We start from the raw sequence: 16,210 nt of genomic DNA on the forward strand, positions 1-16,210 counted from the left end.
CCCAAGATGCTGAAATTATTTGGCTTATTAGGGCGTGTTGAACATTCGACCATGGCACTGACAGCAACTATTTTTTAGGCGATTCGATGTTAAAAATAATAAGCTTAGTCACTCTAAGCGCTTATTTTTAACGATGAAGCGGCAAAAAAGAATCCTGTCCCCTACTTTTTATCGTTGGGGCTGATGCTAAAATTGCCCCATACTGCGTTACAAATCTCGCTAAGGCATCTGCATTATCGTCGCTTTGTGCCTTATCTGGACCAATTTTAGCGATCAGCAGTGCCTATTTGCGAATGTTCAACACGCCCTAGTCATTTTCTAAAGCTAAGTTGTACCCAAAACGGCTCTTGTGTTTTTGTACTCCTGCACTCTTGGGAATGGCAAATATATTAACGAATACCACACCAATTTAGAGCAGCCATTGCCCTAACATAACATTGACCGCCGCTTCTGTACGCAATATACGCGGCCCTATATGTACTGGCGTGCACCCGTGTGCGGCGAGTAGCGCTATCTCATAATCGATCCAACCGCCTTCAGCACCGATGCAGACCAAACTGGGCAATTCTAATGTTGTATCTAATTGTCGAAATTCAGAAAATGACTGCTCAGCATAAGGGTGTGCAACGATGGCTTGATTACTCACCAAACTGGTAAGCGTATCCTCGACAAATGGCTTAAAACGTTTTTGTAGCGTAATACGAGGTGCAATCGTATCAACCCCTTGTTGCAAGCCTTCTAATACAAACTCATCAAGACGCTCAAGCAGCGGACTTTGCCAATAGCTTTTTTGCGTGCGATAGCTGTTAACAAGCACAATATCGCATACGCCAAGCGCCGTCATATCCATGATCAAACGCCGCAATACTTTGGGACGAGGTAAGGCTAAAACCACTGTCAGGTCCAGTTTGGCTGGCGGGGTAATACCGAGCTGAACATCGTATAACTGAATACTATCAGCAGCAATGTCCTCAATGACAGCCGTACCAAGATTGCCATCTAGCTGCCCAATTTTGAGCGTGTCACCGACTTTTGCGCCCAGTATGTTATTGACATGATCGACTTGCACCACATCATTGATTTGCGCTTTACTTGTGGAGAAATTTTCAACGGGCAGTAATATACAATTCATAATATCTCTTGGTCTAACTTTTTAGGATAATACCGTTCAATAACATCCTCAATCATAGCCAGTTGACGAGTCAACACTGCTTGCTGTTGTACGGTTATTGTCTCACCCGCCTGTCCTGCCTGCGTCGCTAATGGTAAATCACTTAACCACACCTCTAGCTGCTGATAAATAAGTGCGATGTCATCAGCGCTATCAGTACCGTACTGATGATTTACTGTACTTTTAGCGCACTCATTTGAGCCATCTATCGTCATTGGACGATAAAACTCATTGTTTGGTTGATATAAAGCGCCCACCTCGGCCAGTTTATCGACCACACTTTGGCACGATTGGGTGTAACGACCCATGATAATAGGCGTTGCCACGCTCGCAGGTTCAACGGGATTGTGTCCGCCTATGTCTACTAGCGACCCTCCAACCAATGCGACATTTGCCAGTGTATACCAAGTCATCATCTCACCCATGCTGTCCGCCAGATAGACTTGCGTGTCTCCATTGATGGCCTCATCAAGACTGCGCCGTGCCATTGTTAGACCAGTCTTTTCGATCAATGCTGCAACTTCATCAAAACGCTCAGGATGCCTAGGCACGATGATCAGCAACGTATTGGCTAGTGCTGTCTGCGACAATAGCTGCTGATGTAGCGATAGCGCCGTCTCTTCTTCGCCGTTATGAGTGCTTGCTGCCACCCAAACTGGTCGGTCTGCTATCGCAAACGCTTTTGCCAGCGCATTTTTTTTAGCGAGCGCATTTTTTTTAGAGGGTATCTGCGCACTTGCATCTTTTGCATCAACAGCTAAATTATCGGAATCGATAGCTTCCACATCAATTTTAGGCGTATTGATGACCCACTTTAGCGACCCTGCTACGCGGATCTGTGCGCTATCCGCCCCTAATTGACGAAAGCGTTTGGCAGAATCGCTGTCTTGCGCAATGATGAGCGCAAGGTTTTTCATCATGCTGCTGCTCACCGCACCGATTTTTTGATAACTTTTTAAAAGAAGACGCCGAGAGACGACCATTGACTAAGATACTTGGTATCTGATGCTCAGCAAGCTTGGTCAAGATATTCGCCCATAGTTCAGTTTCGACAAACAGTGCGGCGATAGGCTGTACATGCGTCAAAAATGTCTCAATCACGTCAGGGAGTATCAACGGGGACATAACTGTGGCTCATGCGGTTTTGAGCGATTGCATCTGCAAACCGACTGGCACCGCGAGCAAAACCTGTCTGCGTGGTGTTGGTCAACCATATCTGATAGCCACTAGCCAGTAATGCGTCTAATAAAGGTGCAACCGTATTGGTTTCACCCAACGATACCGCATGACACCAAATCACACCTTTATTACTGTGACCAGTAATCGCTGGACGCGGTGGATATTTTTGCCAAAACGCTGCGCCACTTCTTGCTGATAATTGTCACGTTTGTGAGAGCGCCGCCATACTTGCAGGCGATATAATGGTTTTAGCACACCGATCAGAAATTGATAATAAAATGGTGTCTGATACACCGCACGATCAGTCAATGAATTATGACCTGACAACCTAGTGTCAGTCGAATGGGAAGAGGTGTCAGATGGAGTATGAGATGATGGCATGGAGTAGCCCAGATTAGTAATGAATCAAACAGCAGAAGGGTAAAAGTAAAAACGCGCCAATTCTACCTGAAATCAGCGCGTAACCATAAACTTTTAAAAGTTTACTGAGTCAATAGCGCCTAGACAACAATCAGTATCATCAATGCGATCAAAATCACAGCGCCAAACAATAACTGATAACGCTTAGTATTGCTTTGCTCTTGTTTTTGCGTCGTGATCAGCGCTTGCGCTTGCTCCCATTGAGACACAAGGTTTGCCGCCTCTATATGACCATTATCTGCCGCTTGCTCTAGCCAGTATTTACCACTATCAATATCTTGCGGCATGCCTACCCCTTGATAGTACAGCTTGCTAAGTAAACGCTGGGCACGGCTGTCGTTTTTGCTAGCGGCTTGTTTCACCCATTCCACGCCAGATTTTTTTAGCGTCCTTGTCATCTGCCGTGAGTCCTTCGCCAAGCAGCTCATACATCGCCAAGCGTAGCATGGCAGCCGTATTACCCGCTTCTGCAGCCACCTGTAATGCTAGCAATGCTTTATTTTTTGCTGCTATATGATTGTCTGAAAACACAACTTGGCCACGCGGTTTGTCCTGCTTGGCAATGTGCTGCTCAAACTGATCGAGGACTTTGCAAGCTTGCTGATATTCAGTCACGCCTGCTGTTTGCGGCACCTCAATCTCATCTAGCTCTATGAGCAGCTGGGTAAACATTTCTGGTGTCGGTGGGGTTTTTACAGGCGCCATAGGCTTGGTGGCTGGCGACTCTGTCTTCGTTTTCTCAGGTTTTATTTGAAGCTCTGGTTGGCGCGGCGCGGTACTCACTAATGGTTTAGATACAGTAGTTGCAGCAGAAGGGCGCTCGATATTGGCTGATACTATATTAACATCAGCCAATTCATTATTTACCGGTACGTCCTCTGATGCCTCATAATGACTAGCAGGTTGACTTGTACTGATAGTCGTACTCGAATCTGTCGTTGAGTGAATGCTTTGGGTCGTATTATGCGTTGCTGATTCAGTCTTTAAATAACTAAGAGTATCTGTATTATTAGCTTGATCCGTTAAATCTGGCAATCTTGCGCTGACTGCTTGGTATAGTCCACTCGCCGCCTGTCCCCCCTTGTAGCGCTTCAAATGGCCGATCAATATTGCCAAATAGACGCAGCCCTATTGGCTCTAAAGGAAAAAATAAAGGCAGCGCATCAGTAGCCGCATTATTATCACCATAGCCAACGGCCATATGCTGATAAAAGTCATCGGTAATCAATGACAGCTCAGGGTAGCGTTTGCGTAGCTCAAACTGCCCATACCAATGGGGCTTATTTTGCCACTGCTGTGCCAATACGCGACCTGCATAAAACGCCAAAAACACCATAAAGTTGCGATAGTGCTCATCGACTAATAACGTCGCCTCGTTCCATATACCGCCTTTTATCATGTCACGGCGCACCTGAGACAATAGTGTATCAATACGCTGTAAGCTCTCAAGCGACTCATCTAGCGCACAATTATGTAGCTCTGTCTCATATGCGATACCACCTGCGATAGGACGCCCAGCTAAAAAATCTTGCCAGTAGCCTTCTGCAATATAGTCAAGTGGTGTTAAGGGCGAGGCAGACATAGACAAGCGTGTCCTTTTCTAGATAAGTTGATTATAGAGACAATGATAATGATTAAAAATATGAGCATCAAAAACACGGACAGGTTACCTTAACCTAAAATTGAGCGTGCTACAATAAAGGACTAAACAAGCGTACAACATTATCAAATAAGCGTTTTGATCCATGGCGCTGCTGCCACTCTTCATTGCCCAAAATACGGCAACTTTGTAAATATATTTCTTGACAGTCAGCCACTTGAGCGACCATCTCTGGCGTATAAATCGCCAAGCTGACTTCCATATTTAAATAAAAACTGCGCATATCAATATTGACCGTGCCAAACAGACAATAGTCGTCATCGATCACCACGGTTTTTGCATGTAGCAACCCCCCTCGAAATAGCGCAATGGTCACGCCAGCATCCAGCAGCTCTTGATAATAAGCTTGTGAAGCATGTTGCACCAAAAACGAATCGACTTTTTCAGGAACAATAATCGTCACCTCAACGCCGCGCTTTGCCGCTATCGTCAGTGCACCTGATAGCGACTCATCGGGTACAAAGTATGGGGTGGTAATACGAATACGCTTATTGGCACGGTGAATCACAGTCACTAACGTATTGTAAATCACATGCGCTGTCAGCTGCGGTGCTGACGGTATGAGCTGTGCCATCACCTTGTCTACGACAGGCATCTTTGGTATCACAATTGAAGTGCTACCGATACCTGGCTGCTCGTGATAATCAATGTGATCGCTCAATACTTTTACGCGACTGTTTAAGTCGTTGATGGTCGGATCCATCACATAGAGCTTTCGCGTATAGTTATTGATTCGCTGATTGAGCGCATCTAGGTTTTCGTTGTTTTCGGCGCCGATATCAGTAACAATAACTTTGGCCATGGCGGTATTGATACTAATAGAGTGCTGGCTGGTGGTTCTAATCGCCACATCAATCCACTGTCCGACATTTTTATTTTGCTTAAAAAACCGTGGATCAACCAAATTAAAGCTACCGATATAGCCAATATATTCGTCAATGACCACCATCTTACGGTGATTACGCAAATCCGAGCGCTTAAATAGTGTCTTAAGCAGTCCCACTGGCAGCGACTGATGGACAAACACACCGGCTTTTTCTAATTTACGATGGGCACTACTATTAATAAAACTAAAGCTACCTACACTATCAGCCAATATGTGACACTCAACGCCGCGCTGAGCGGCTACTGACAACGCCTCTATCACATCGAGTACTTTTCCTCTGGGATATACAATATAAAACTCCATAAAGACAATGCGCTGCGCTGCATGGATATCCTCAATCAAACGCTGAAAAATCGATGCAGGATCTGTTAACAACTGCATTTGATGATCGGGAAATACTCCTAGCCCTGTCCAGCGCGTTCCTATTTGGCTCACACCGCGGTATTTGATGGGTAGCAGATCTTGTCCTTTATCAAACACCAGATGCTCGCGCCGTGCCATGTCATTCATTATGATGCTTGCTTGATCCACGCGCTCACGGTAGCGTCGTCCAATCATCGGCTCGCCTAGTAGTATGTATGCAATCAGACCGAACACGGGCACGGTATAAAGCACTGCAATCCAAGCAATGGATACACCAATATTACGCTGCACTGACACAACGCGTAACGTCATAACAATCATCAGTATAATATGAAATATCAGACCTAGACCTGCGTACTCTCCCACGTCCAGTTAGTAAAGATCTGCCCAATCGTAAAAATATCTATGCTGGCCTCCCTCAATCATGCTCAAAAACAAAGTATCCGTAGTATAGTAGCTTTTCACCATCAAACAACTGCTAACAATCATAACCTGCCTCTAAAAAATACAAGTAAGTATCTACCATATATTACTGTTTTTAATACCATTAAAAATTTATTTCCGATTATTTCATAAAATAGTCAAAATAACGTTTGACAGCCAAGTGTAAATCTATATAATACACACCCACAGCAAGGGGGACTTACTTAGATAAGCCCAGCTGATTAAGTTAACGTTAAGTGTGACAGCTAATGTTAATGAAGCAATACAGAAGTTCTATTTAAAGAATTTCTCTTGTAGTAGAAGTTATACCTTATATTGGGTACTGAGCTTCTAGAATTTACGAAAATGTAAATTCTCTTGCGCTCGGACGAAGCAGTGCTTCGTTTGCTCCCTCGCTCAGGGTGATTAGCTCAGTTGGTAGAGCGTCTGCCTTACACGCAGAATGTCGGCGGTTCGAATCCGTCATCACCCACCACTTTTTTAGCAAGTGGGCTCTTTAAATAAGAGTAAGAAGCTAAGACGACCTAAGCAGCGGTAGTTCAGTTGGTTAGAATACCGGCCTGTCACGCCGGGGGTCGCGGGTTCGAGTCCCGTCCGCTGCGCCATATTTAAAACTTAAGTTTTATACAAGTTTCGCCTCAAACATTAGATTGTTTGGGGTTTTTTGTGTTTGAATTTCGTCGTTAAGCCTTTATCTATAAGGTGTGTATATTTTACCCCTACTAATTATTTATAATTGGCATAATCTTTGATAATGTATGAATGACAAGTTTTTTTGCATGCGCCCTATCTTCTGAAAAACGGTGACCAAGTACTCGGTGACCAAACGGTGACCATTTTGTGACCAAGGTTATTAAAGTTGCTGACTGTAACTGATCCTTAAAGTTCATGCTTACTGATAAGTCTAGTAGCTTAAATGTGAAGCTCAAACTAAGCTTTAGATAAAGACGGAAACCTTTCTACCCATTCACCGATAACCACTTTGTCAGTTTCAATACAAAATGGTATAGCCCACAATCTCAATTCTTCTGCTAAATAAAAACACTCCAAAGGTATTTCGAACTGATGATGCTTAGGATAAATAAGCATCATGTCCCCACCGTTCAAATATTTATAACCATAAGCAAATAACTGATAAATATCCGACTGACTGATATTGAAATTGTTATCACTGTTATTGAAGCTTATTAACTTCCACTTAGTATCAAGTACATGGTGATTTCTTCTTTCTTTACTGATTAATAGATCAGGTTTTAATTGAAAGCGCGGTTTTAAACCTTTTGGTTATTCACCATGTGCTTACTAGAAGCTTGTGTTGTTAGTTGCCAGGGCGCCTTAATATCTCGTCGTAGGCATCTTGCTACATACTTCTCGAACAAAATTTCCATTGGAAATAACAATGCAATACCCCGATGCTCTCCCTTTTGAAAGTTTGGATTAAGCTTTTCAAGTATTAGTTGGCACCATGGCTTTATCGCTCGGTAGGATTGCAATATTTTGATGTCTGACCACTTATGCATTGAGTTTAGAGGCTCTCTAAGACTCGCTATAGGGTCTAAGATGTGTGAGAACTCATTAGCCAGTCGCCAGTTCTCAGAACTTCTACAGTGCTGCTGTACGTAATCCAATGCCGTTTTAATTAATTGGTTCTCAAGTCGATTGGAATGATAGACATCATGACGAATATGAAAAAGATGAGCTCTACCAACCGTTTGCCTTTGTTGAACTGTAATATCAAGCTGGCCGCGAATAAATCTACTTTCTTCTTCGACTCGCTGATAGTCAAATCTGAGCCCAGACGCTACCAGCTCCTTTAGCAAATATAAAAACTGGTAGTATATCCATTCGTGAATAGGTAGGTTCATTCGATTGAGATTGGCAGATTGAGCCTCTTTATAGGACAATTGCAAAACGGAGCTCAACATTTTGCATAAGACGGCTCTGCTATTATCTGGTTCCTGTAAACCTAACCCTGTCTTTGGTAGTACCTCAATACCTTCGCCGCAAGGACTTTCTAAATAGCCCACATAAGAGTGCAGCTGTAAGTATTGTGGACGCTTATAAGTAATAAACCGTCCATAGCTCTCTTTTTCGCTTAATTGCACTAACCAATCAAAAGTTTCTTGCTTGATAATAGCTAAATCTAAGCTAGGACATGCTGTCTTATCTGTTGTCAGCTGAGCATATTCTCTGACTTGAATCATGCTTCGCTATCCAAAATTTTAGACTCAGTCTGGATTAGTATTTTCTTATAGGATTCAGGATTGTTAAAAGCAGTCTTATTAATATGATAACGACGGTCGTTTAGACCTGTAATACTACTATGAAATAACTCGCTAACGGTCGGAGTTATCTCCCTAGTTTGAACAAACTGTTCTGATGTATGTTTACTAGGATCATTCAACACCCAGCCAATACGCTCCCAATCTGAAAAGAAATATTCCTGAAGTAACGGGATAATCCGTCTCTTAAAAATGTTACCTAATTCAATTTCTCTTTCGTCATCTGAATCTAAGTCTTTCAAGGACCAAAAATACGAGTGCCCTATGACGTGTTCACGATCTAACAGGACTTCAATACGCTGATTCATTACTGTCAGAATTTTAGATACAGCAATGCCATGAACTTTTATGCCATCTAATAGTTTAGGTTGAGGTAATAGCTCAACAAAATCAAATCGACGGCGTAATGCTAAATCTAGCTGTGCAAGAGATTTATCAGCGGTATTCATAGTGCCTAGTATGTAGAGATTTGAGGGTACTGAGAACGGTAGTTTTGAATAAGGCAGTATAACTTCACGCGCATCTGTACCGCCTTTACGCTTATCAGGCTCAAGTAATGTAATAAGCTCACCAAAAATACGGGATATGTTGCCGCGGTTGATTTCATCAATAATAATTAAATGTGGTAACTCTCTAGAATTGGTAGTAGGTTCTGGAGTAAGCAAATGTTTTAATTTTTCTCGATCAATGGTTGTGTCACGTAACTGATAAATAGCCATCTGAGACAATGACTTATCAAATAAACGTTCTTTTGGAAGACTCGGGCTATATATACGCAGCCACTTAACCTTTCTTAATTGCTGAAATCCATAGCGCTCTTTCGTGTCTAAAAATTCATAGTCGTCTGTAATCTCAGCAATAGCACGGAACTTATGGTTACCATTAGATATGATTACTAGATCACCAATACTAACCGCATTTTTGAAAATATTAACAGCTGTAGCTTTATAGTTACTAGGATCATCAGCTAAAGAAATGTTATGCGATTGCTCTATCTTTGCAACTACTTCTCTACGATTACTACAGTTCGAAAAGTCGATGTCATCACCCCAACCTAGAAGCACATAATTGTTATCAATGCATTCATTAAATATCTCATTTTCATCGGAGATATTAGTATTTCCTAAAGAAAGCTTCCATATATTCTTACCTTCAATATTGACTGTTTGTGTAGAGCCCGTCTGTTCTGTTGTTATGGCATTAGTACATAATTGCTTGAAAACACCATCAACCACTTCATAGCTAATGTTTGAATTATTATCGTTTCCTTCTACAACTACAGGTCTAATACCTTCCACGAAGTCCTCATAAGAAAAACTTTGATGAAAAGTTGTAAATGCAACACGCCCTTTGCCGTTAGTTCATCATACTTATCTTTGATCTTTTGACGCTTGAATTTGTCATTGCTTAGAGACTCATACCAATCGGGAGCAACGCACTGTACAGCGAGTTCTGTAGTACAGTAGGTCTTACCTGTGCCTGGAGGGCCATACAAAATGCGATTAAGGTTAGCCATATTTGGTTCTCTACTTTTTGTTTTAATGTTATACCCACTCTGTTGTGACGCAACTTTCTTATCAGTATTTTTATACCATGCTTCATATGATATTTGCCAAAATGGCATGTCAGTTTTTACCTTCAATTTTTCCAGAAGATTTTGGTAATCAGACCAACTTTCTTGAGGTAAAGTGAACCCTTGTTGTTCAAGCCACGGCTCAGTTTGTGCATCTATTGGTAGATACTGTGATGGGTTTATATAAAATAAGTATTGGGTAAGTTTCGTAAATCCTGTACCAAGTATTTTTAATGCTGAATTAAAGTCTTGCTCTTTAATATCACCATTACGAGCTTGCCGAAATAACTCCCAAAGCAAAGGGATGGAGTCATCAGAACGTATATATTTATATGGAAACAACCAGAACTTTAGTGCCTGAGCTGTGGGTACGCCATCAAAATCTTTAGGAAGAGAAATATCTTTCCCAATTACATTTATTAATTTACTAATTAGTTTTTCTCTATTTTTAACTCCAAATTTCATAAAAGCAGCAAAAAAAAGTAAAAGGATCTATCTCTTTCAATGCTTCTTTTTTTTCTTCTTCTATGTATTCATCTTCTAATCCTTTAGTAATACCAGTTTTAGCGAGTATGTTGACTAACTCTTCCTGCTTGTCCTCGTAGTCAACTATCCAATCCGCAATAGCTTTAAAAGCCGGAATCCATGTGTACTGCTCATTACGCTGTCTGACATCCATTAAACAATCTTCCATATAATTTTTTCTAACTATTAAAAAATAAAAATTTTTACGGCATTAACCCAGTGGGAGATTGCCCAAGTATTTGAGACTATACTCATGCCACTAAAGGCATACACAAAATAGGAGCAACACCATGAGTAAGTCTACGCAATCAAAACCAACTTCAAACCAAGGCAACGGTGGGAATTGGCCAACTAAGAACGGTTCAAGCAATTCGTCGGGATCAAATCGCGGAAATGCAAAGCCTAAATAAATTCAAATATAATCAATTTGGAGAGGCAGATGCGGTAGCAAGCCACATCTGCTTTCAAAAATATGAGATATTCAAGCAACAAAGATTTTAATCATCATATAAAGCGCCTAATAAAGCAAGGCTGGTTATTTAGAAAGAAACGAAAACACAATCAGATCGTTGCACCATGTGGACAGTCTGTTACTTTTTCTAAAACGCCGAGCGATCATAGGGCACTTAAGAATTTTATCAATGATATTAAACATGCAAAAGAAGGATATGTGTAATGAGCAATACAAGCATTAAGAAAACCCCTTATTTCCTCCCCTGCTGAAGTAGTAAGAGCGATTGCTAGAGCTATTGATAGCAAGAATGATAGTGAATCGTTAGATAACAAATGTCATGATCTATATCTAAGTAAGAATGAGCTTGACCAGCTTATCAATATACATATACATAAAGTTATCGAACGAGTTGAGCTAAAAAGATCAGTTGAGAACGAGCTTAAGTCTTTGATTGCCCAAATGTTTGACGATTACCTGAAGGTAATAGCAAACTACGGTCTATCAGAGCGAAATAGAGATGATATTGGACCTTGGATAATTGAAGCCTTCTTTTGCCCTCACTTAATTAATATTGTCTCTTTTTTAGGGGTAAGAACAAAACCCTTTCAAAAATCTGACTATATTGAGCTAATGACCGATACCTCTACAAGTTTGGAGCTTGCTTTTAAAATAGTTAAAAAACGGGTTAAAGGTTGGAGTGCCTTTTATGCAGGTTTACCTAAGGGTGATAAGGATAAAATTACGGCCTGGCGTCGCGGCGATGATCTACCCAGTTATGGCAGTTTGCTGTCGATTCTCAACCCTAAGCGCCATGATATCTCAAAAATATCCTCGTCTTCTTAATAACGGCTCGTGCTATTGGTTACTTTAAAAGACATAATGATTTTGAATTATTAACTCAATATTTCAAGTCGCCTAAATCTCTTGAAGCTCTAATGGTTCAATTTGAAGACTTACTATTAGCACTAAACGAGAGTGATATGCAATATGTAGCCACTCTATATCAGAAGAAAGATGAGCAGTTTCTTCATCGACCTTCTACTATTATTTTAGAACTGCTAACTTATAGTTTAAGCAGTTTTTCGAAGGATGAAATAAAACAGGCCAAAGAATATTTTTTTAATGCATTTGAGCTGAGCCTATATCGGTCAGGACATTTATGCGAGCGAATTATTGAAGTTGGTTTCGTTATTGCTAGCTGGCAAGAAACCCCTGATATGAGCTTAATATCCAAGCTAAAAAGTGTCCAAAATCTATATGGCTACACTCTACCTACGATAGTGACTGGGGATACCAAACGGAAGAAAGAAAACCTAGTTGAAGACTGGGAGATCAATATGTGGCGGAGCAACGCGCAAAGGGTGTTCAGTAATTTCAAGGTTGAACTACCAGAAAAATATCAAGTGAGCTCAGCTATTCTACCTATACATTTAAACGCAAAAGAGCTAGCGCTTGACATCAAAAAAGCCCAATAAGAAAGTAAAGCTAAATGACAATAGCAAGCTCCATAGAGATAAGAATAAGAAGAAGCAAGTAACGACACAGCTCATCTGGAATACGTTGCTTGAAGACCTAAATGCTGTTAATAAACTCTTGCAAGCTGGTGCTGACATCAATATCCTCTCTGATAACAATGAATCAGCTTTATTAATTGCTTTGCAGTATATGAATTTAACAGAGCCTCATGAACCAGACGATAGCTTTTATCAAGCGCTTAAAGGTTTGGAGTATACGCCAAAGACAATCAACGCGGTAACCGCTAAAAAGCATCTTTTCCCATTATTAAGTGCCGTGCAGACGGGACGACCTGATGTCGTCGAACATATTGTAAACTTAGGGGCAGATGTCAATCAAAAGGTGGTGGCAGCCATCTAGACGCACTAACCATGTGTATATCTCTAATCGGAACAATTAAGAACTCAAAACTGCTACTTAACCAGTTTAATATGATGGCTAAAGACCCAAAAGTCGTAATAGAAAAAATGAGCGACTTTGAGTTTTCTACCTTCATCAGAGATACACAAGGTAGTTTTGGTGTTAATAGACAGCAAGTGAAACGCTATCTTGCCCAAAGTAGGGAAAGTTCGGATGCAACGGCTATTCTTAAAGATGTATCTAACTTTTTCCAACTTAGATTAACACATGAAGTGCAATACCAAATGCAAGGTGAAAAAAGACCTAGATGCGCTAGCATCAAAGTTTTTATCCACCGACCAAAGTGAGATTGCAACCATGAGCTATACACATCTAAGCCTAGGTGAACGATACCAGATTTATGCCCTTAAAGGGGCAAAACATAGTATTAATTTTATAGCGAGGGTGTTAAACAGAAGTCCCAGTACCATATCAAGAGAGCTTAGGCGTAATAAAAGCCTACGAGGTTACCGAGCAAAGCATGCTAATAACAAGGCTTGTGACAGACGGGCTAACAACGCCACAACTATTGTGACTGACCTCTGGGCATGGGTGACAGACAAGCTTAAAGAGAACTGGAGTCCTGAGCAAATATCTGGCGTTCATGCTGGTATCAGTCATATGAGCATTTATCGCTATATTTGGCGTGATAAGAGGCAGGGCGGTACATTGTGGCAGTGTCTCAGACGTAAAGGAAAACCATACCGGCAGCGTCTAACCGCTGAGACTCGAGGCCGTATCAATGACAGAGTCTCGATTCATGAGCGCCCTTGTATTGTTGAAGAACGCTCACGTATTGGAGATTGGGAAGCGGATACCGTTATCGGTCAGCATCACAAGCAAGCGATTGTCACGCTCGTTGAACGTAAAACGGGGCTGCTGAAGATGAAGCGTGTGGGTCATAAAACAGCACAGCAAGTATCAGAGGCAATGATAGAACTCTTAGCGCCAGTGAGGTTGCAGGTTAAGACCATTACCTCTGACAATGGTAAAGAGTTTGCTCAGCATAAGAAGGTGAAACAAAAGCTCTTTAGCCCTTTCTTCTTTGCCGATGCTTATGCGTCATGGCAGCGAGGAACCAACGAGAATACCAATGGCCTTATCAGAGAGTACTTGCCTAAGGGTTGTGACTTTAGACAAGTCTCTGATAATGAAATACAGGACATTGAGAACAAACTAAACAACAGACCAAGAAAACGATTAGGGTTTAAAACGCCTATGCAGGCGTTCTATAATATTAATTAGCGTTGCACTTGGTGTGTTAATCTAAGCAAGAGAAAATTCAGGCAAACTACGAGATATTCGATTTGAGCGAAATGCGAAAAATAGCAAAGCTACTAATTGATCGAGGTGCAAATCCTAGCGCTAGATATGACTGGCATGGCATCGATGGGTACACTCCATTTTTATTAGCTTGTGAGATTAATGAAGCTGAACTGGTCTCTTATATGTTGGATAACGCTAATGAGTACTCAAAAGATGACATTATCAATACGGTATATAGAGATCGTAGAGATGGTCAAGCTATTGGCTATGAGAGAGTTTGTAAGTATTTTAAATCAGACGATGTGCTGGAAGTCATAGATAGGCATTTAACTTTAGCTAGTAGTGATGAAGTGAATTAACTTCATTAGCGTAATCTTTAATACAACCTGATAGCCATAAGAAAGTATTATTGCTTTCAGGTTATATTAGATCAAATATACGTATAGCAATCTATGGCATACCTTCAACGACCGTAGTATTCTCATCATTGTATATTCTAAGTTTGGGCTCCATCATCTCGGTTCCATAGTCGTAGACTATAAATTCAGGCTGAAATCTATCTACAGCTTGGCCAATATATACACAGGCCGCATTTGAGGCACAAACCAATAGATGTATTTTTTTAATACCATGCTTCTGATTTAAGTTAGTGAAAATTTCCTTAAGCCTATTAGCTAGTTTTTCACCTTCAAGTGGATGTGCTATTGCGCCATTACCGTACCCATAAGTTTTAGGAGGATATATATTTATTACTGGAAGCTTGTCTTGGACCTGTTGATTAAGATGCTCAATTGTTGCATCAATCATTGCAGCATCTGCGGTTAGTTTGACGCTAACAATAACCTCAGATTGCCCTGAGTCAATCTCTGGCTCGTCAATAATAAATGCATCTTCTCTAGGCTGCACCCCAGGCCACATCCAACTACTAGCATCTCTGTAACGCAGCATTGGCATTAATTTAGACTTATTACCAAACTTCGCACCAAAACCTATTAAAGCAAAAGTCGGACCTAAGACGAATACTGCAGCACCAGATCCTTCAGTTCGATCATGAATTTTATTAACACATTTCTCGATATTCCTTGAAGCATTCTCTTCAAAACTATTATCAGTATCCATTGACTCACTTGCACCAGAATTCACACTAATAATATGGTCTGATGCTCTATGTTCAAACACACTTAGGGACTTTGATATTGCCACCGAACTGGGCTTTTCTACATGTTGACTGTTTACGCCCCAAGGAATAAAGAAAATATCAACTGGCGTATAATTTAGAGCATCAAGTAACTTGTTGCATAAGCAGACGTGTTCTTCACGCATTTTAGTTAATAATGGTGCTGGATAATATGAGCTTGCAATCCTATCTACTAAGCGATGATGTATATCACACAGCAGCAAAATATTACTAGCATCATTGGATAATAAACGTGATAGATATAGTGCTCCTCTAGGGCCCTTAGTAGAGGACGCAATATTATGAGCCAAATAACCGTAGTTACCCTCATAACCAGTTAAACCATCAACATCTAAGCGTTGTCCACACCCTCTGAACATACATCGTCCATGACTATCATCCATAACTTTACGCTTAAGATAGACATCAAAATTTTCCCCTCTACCACCATCATTAATTTTCAAAATTAGATCATTTACAAAATCTTTTAACGACTCGTTAGTTACAGGGTATGAGCTTTGCAGACAATTAGACCATAAAGACATAACATCATTTTTCTGCTTCATACTCTTAGCTTCAAAAACTTCAACTTCCGAGATTTTATAATCCGTTTTTATTTCAAAATTTTCACTTAGGTATTGAATGAATAAGTAATTATGGTCATCTATCAGAGAAAATCTAAAAACATCAATCAACTCACCATTACTGAACAACAATGTCAGTAAGTTATGGTGGCTTGCGTCTGAAAGGAAGCCAACATGATCCCATTGTAGTCCTATACCTTTGAGATGGTCGAAATATTGTTTGGCCGACTCAAGGTCGGTAAATATAGTTTTATTTAAGGATTGATCATGCACAGTCTGAGTTACTGCAGATAGGTTATTCGTAGTCATTTT

At 40.8% G+C, this 16,210-nt stretch carries 20 protein-coding genes, 2 tRNA genes and 1 pseudogene; 8 read left to right on the plus strand and 15 right to left on the minus strand.

The window, feature by feature from the left end; all coding sequences use genetic code 11:
- Window positions 1-409: 409 nt before the first annotated feature.
- From PKHYL_RS12060 to PKHYL_RS12090, 9 genes and pseudogenes are all read right to left on the minus strand, one after another.
- Window positions 410-1,132: a 16S rRNA (uracil(1498)-N(3))-methyltransferase gene (locus tag PKHYL_RS12060; protein WP_071003423.1), complete on the minus strand. Its 723-nt coding sequence runs from the start codon at window positions 1,130-1,132 to the stop codon at window positions 410-412.
- The gene (locus PKHYL_RS12065; RefSeq protein ID WP_269778171.1) at window positions 1,129-2,154 is read right to left on the minus strand and encodes a 3-deoxy-D-manno-octulosonic acid transferase; all 1,026 of its coding nucleotides are present in this window, start codon (window positions 2,152-2,154) and stop codon (window positions 1,129-1,131) included. The genes PKHYL_RS12060 and PKHYL_RS12065 overlap by 4 nt, the downstream gene beginning before the upstream one ends.
- 19 nt (window positions 2,155-2,173) lie before the next feature.
- Window positions 2,174-2,296: pseudogene (locus PKHYL_RS17710) on the minus strand (glycosyltransferase N-terminal domain-containing protein); the annotation flags it as partial.
- Window positions 2,274-2,447, minus strand: a complete 174-nt coding sequence (locus PKHYL_RS17715) for a glycosyltransferase N-terminal domain-containing protein (RefSeq protein ID WP_269778172.1) — start codon at window positions 2,445-2,447, stop codon at window positions 2,274-2,276. The pseudogene PKHYL_RS17710 and the gene PKHYL_RS17715, both read right to left, overlap by 23 nt.
- 20 nt (window positions 2,448-2,467) lie before the next feature.
- Window positions 2,468-2,731 (minus strand): hypothetical protein, encoded by a 264-nt coding sequence (locus PKHYL_RS12070; protein ID WP_240365277.1) that lies wholly within the window; start codon window positions 2,729-2,731, stop codon window positions 2,468-2,470.
- Window positions 2,732-2,850: 119 nt separating this feature from the next.
- The gene (locus PKHYL_RS12075) at window positions 2,851-3,132 is read right to left on the minus strand and encodes a hypothetical protein (protein ID WP_240365278.1); all 282 of its coding nucleotides are present in this window, start codon (window positions 3,130-3,132) and stop codon (window positions 2,851-2,853) included.
- A complete protein-coding gene (locus PKHYL_RS12080; protein ID WP_240365279.1) occupies window positions 3,116-3,805 on the minus strand; it encodes a hypothetical protein in 690 nt (229 codons plus the stop codon). The genes PKHYL_RS12075 and PKHYL_RS12080 overlap by 17 nt, the downstream gene beginning before the upstream one ends.
- Window positions 3,780-4,352, minus strand: a complete 573-nt coding sequence (locus PKHYL_RS12085) for a hypothetical protein (protein WP_240365280.1) — start codon at window positions 4,350-4,352, stop codon at window positions 3,780-3,782. The genes PKHYL_RS12080 and PKHYL_RS12085 overlap by 26 nt, the downstream gene beginning before the upstream one ends.
- A 109-nt stretch (window positions 4,353-4,461) precedes the next feature.
- Window positions 4,462-5,991, minus strand: a complete 1,530-nt coding sequence (locus tag PKHYL_RS12090) for a cardiolipin synthase (protein WP_227517156.1) — start codon at window positions 5,989-5,991, stop codon at window positions 4,462-4,464.
- Between the two features lie 531 nt (window positions 5,992-6,522).
- Here PKHYL_RS12090 and PKHYL_RS12095 point away from each other — a divergent pair.
- Both PKHYL_RS12095 and PKHYL_RS12100 read left to right on the plus strand, forming a co-directional pair.
- Window positions 6,523-6,598: transfer RNA gene (locus PKHYL_RS12095), tRNA-Val, on the plus strand.
- Window positions 6,599-6,651: 53 nt separating this feature from the next.
- Window positions 6,652-6,728: transfer RNA gene (locus PKHYL_RS12100), tRNA-Asp, on the plus strand.
- 325 nt (window positions 6,729-7,053) lie between these two features.
- On the opposite strand, the gene PKHYL_RS18935 is transcribed toward PKHYL_RS12100, so the two are convergent.
- Genes PKHYL_RS18935 through PKHYL_RS12120 form a run of 5 tightly spaced genes read right to left on the minus strand, consistent with a single transcriptional unit; the run spans window position 7,054 to window position 10,672 of the window.
- On the minus strand, window positions 7,054-7,362 hold the full coding sequence (locus PKHYL_RS18935) for a 5-methylcytosine restriction system specificity protein McrC (RefSeq protein WP_442966157.1): 309 nt from the start codon (window positions 7,360-7,362) through the stop codon (window positions 7,054-7,056).
- 32 nt (window positions 7,363-7,394) lie between these two features.
- Entirely contained in the window at window positions 7,395-8,327 is a 933-nt protein-coding gene (locus tag PKHYL_RS12105) for a 5-methylcytosine restriction system specificity protein McrC (RefSeq protein WP_269778173.1), read from the minus strand.
- Window positions 8,324-9,703 carry an AAA family ATPase gene (locus tag PKHYL_RS12110; RefSeq protein ID WP_071003414.1) on the minus strand — a complete coding sequence of 460 codons (1,380 nt, stop codon included), beginning with the start codon at window positions 9,701-9,703 and terminating at the stop codon, window positions 8,324-8,326. Before PKHYL_RS12110 ends, PKHYL_RS12105 begins: the two co-directional genes overlap by 4 nt.
- Window positions 9,682-10,443, minus strand: coding sequence for a hypothetical protein (locus PKHYL_RS12115; RefSeq protein WP_240365281.1), 762 nt, complete (start codon window positions 10,441-10,443; stop codon window positions 9,682-9,684). The genes PKHYL_RS12110 and PKHYL_RS12115 overlap by 22 nt, the downstream gene beginning before the upstream one ends.
- A complete protein-coding gene (locus tag PKHYL_RS12120; protein ID WP_240365282.1) occupies window positions 10,427-10,672 on the minus strand; it encodes a hypothetical protein in 246 nt (81 codons plus the stop codon). The genes PKHYL_RS12115 and PKHYL_RS12120 overlap by 17 nt, the downstream gene beginning before the upstream one ends.
- A gap of 732 nt (window positions 10,673-11,404) precedes the next feature.
- Here PKHYL_RS12120 and PKHYL_RS12125 point away from each other — a divergent pair.
- The 6 genes from PKHYL_RS12125 to PKHYL_RS12150 all read left to right on the plus strand — a co-directional run bounded on the left by PKHYL_RS12125 (window position 11,405) and on the right by PKHYL_RS12150 (window position 14,496).
- A complete protein-coding gene (locus tag PKHYL_RS12125) occupies window positions 11,405-11,800 on the plus strand; it encodes a hypothetical protein (protein WP_240365283.1) in 396 nt (131 codons plus the stop codon).
- Between the two features lie 137 nt (window positions 11,801-11,937).
- A complete protein-coding gene (locus PKHYL_RS12130; RefSeq protein ID WP_240365284.1) occupies window positions 11,938-12,432 on the plus strand; it encodes a hypothetical protein in 495 nt (164 codons plus the stop codon).
- Window positions 12,410-12,832 carry a hypothetical protein gene (locus PKHYL_RS12135; protein WP_240365285.1) on the plus strand — a complete coding sequence of 141 codons (423 nt, stop codon included), beginning with the start codon at window positions 12,410-12,412 and terminating at the stop codon, window positions 12,830-12,832. The genes PKHYL_RS12130 and PKHYL_RS12135 overlap by 23 nt, the downstream gene beginning before the upstream one ends.
- Before the next feature lie 71 nt (window positions 12,833-12,903).
- Window positions 12,904-13,179, plus strand: a complete 276-nt coding sequence (locus PKHYL_RS12140; RefSeq protein WP_240365286.1) for a hypothetical protein — start codon at window positions 12,904-12,906, stop codon at window positions 13,177-13,179.
- A 10-nt stretch (window positions 13,180-13,189) separates the two neighbouring features.
- Complete coding sequence (locus tag PKHYL_RS12145) at window positions 13,190-14,116, plus strand: IS30 family transposase (protein ID WP_025643743.1); 927 nt, start codon at window positions 13,190-13,192, stop codon at window positions 14,114-14,116.
- Between the two features lie 62 nt (window positions 14,117-14,178).
- Window positions 14,179-14,496: an ankyrin repeat domain-containing protein gene (locus tag PKHYL_RS12150; protein WP_240365288.1), complete on the plus strand. Its 318-nt coding sequence runs from the start codon at window positions 14,179-14,181 to the stop codon at window positions 14,494-14,496.
- Window positions 14,497-14,587: 91 nt separating this feature from the next.
- On the opposite strand, the gene PKHYL_RS12155 is transcribed toward PKHYL_RS12150, so the two are convergent.
- Window positions 14,588-16,207, minus strand: coding sequence for an SAVED domain-containing protein (locus PKHYL_RS12155; RefSeq protein WP_240365289.1), 1,620 nt, complete (start codon window positions 16,205-16,207; stop codon window positions 14,588-14,590).
- Between the last annotated feature and the right edge of the window lie 3 nt (window positions 16,208-16,210).

Origin of the sequence: Psychrobacter sp. KH172YL61 (assembly GCF_007182895.1) — a bacterium.
Classification (GTDB): Bacteria; Pseudomonadota; Gammaproteobacteria; order Pseudomonadales; family Moraxellaceae; genus Psychrobacter; species Psychrobacter pacificensis.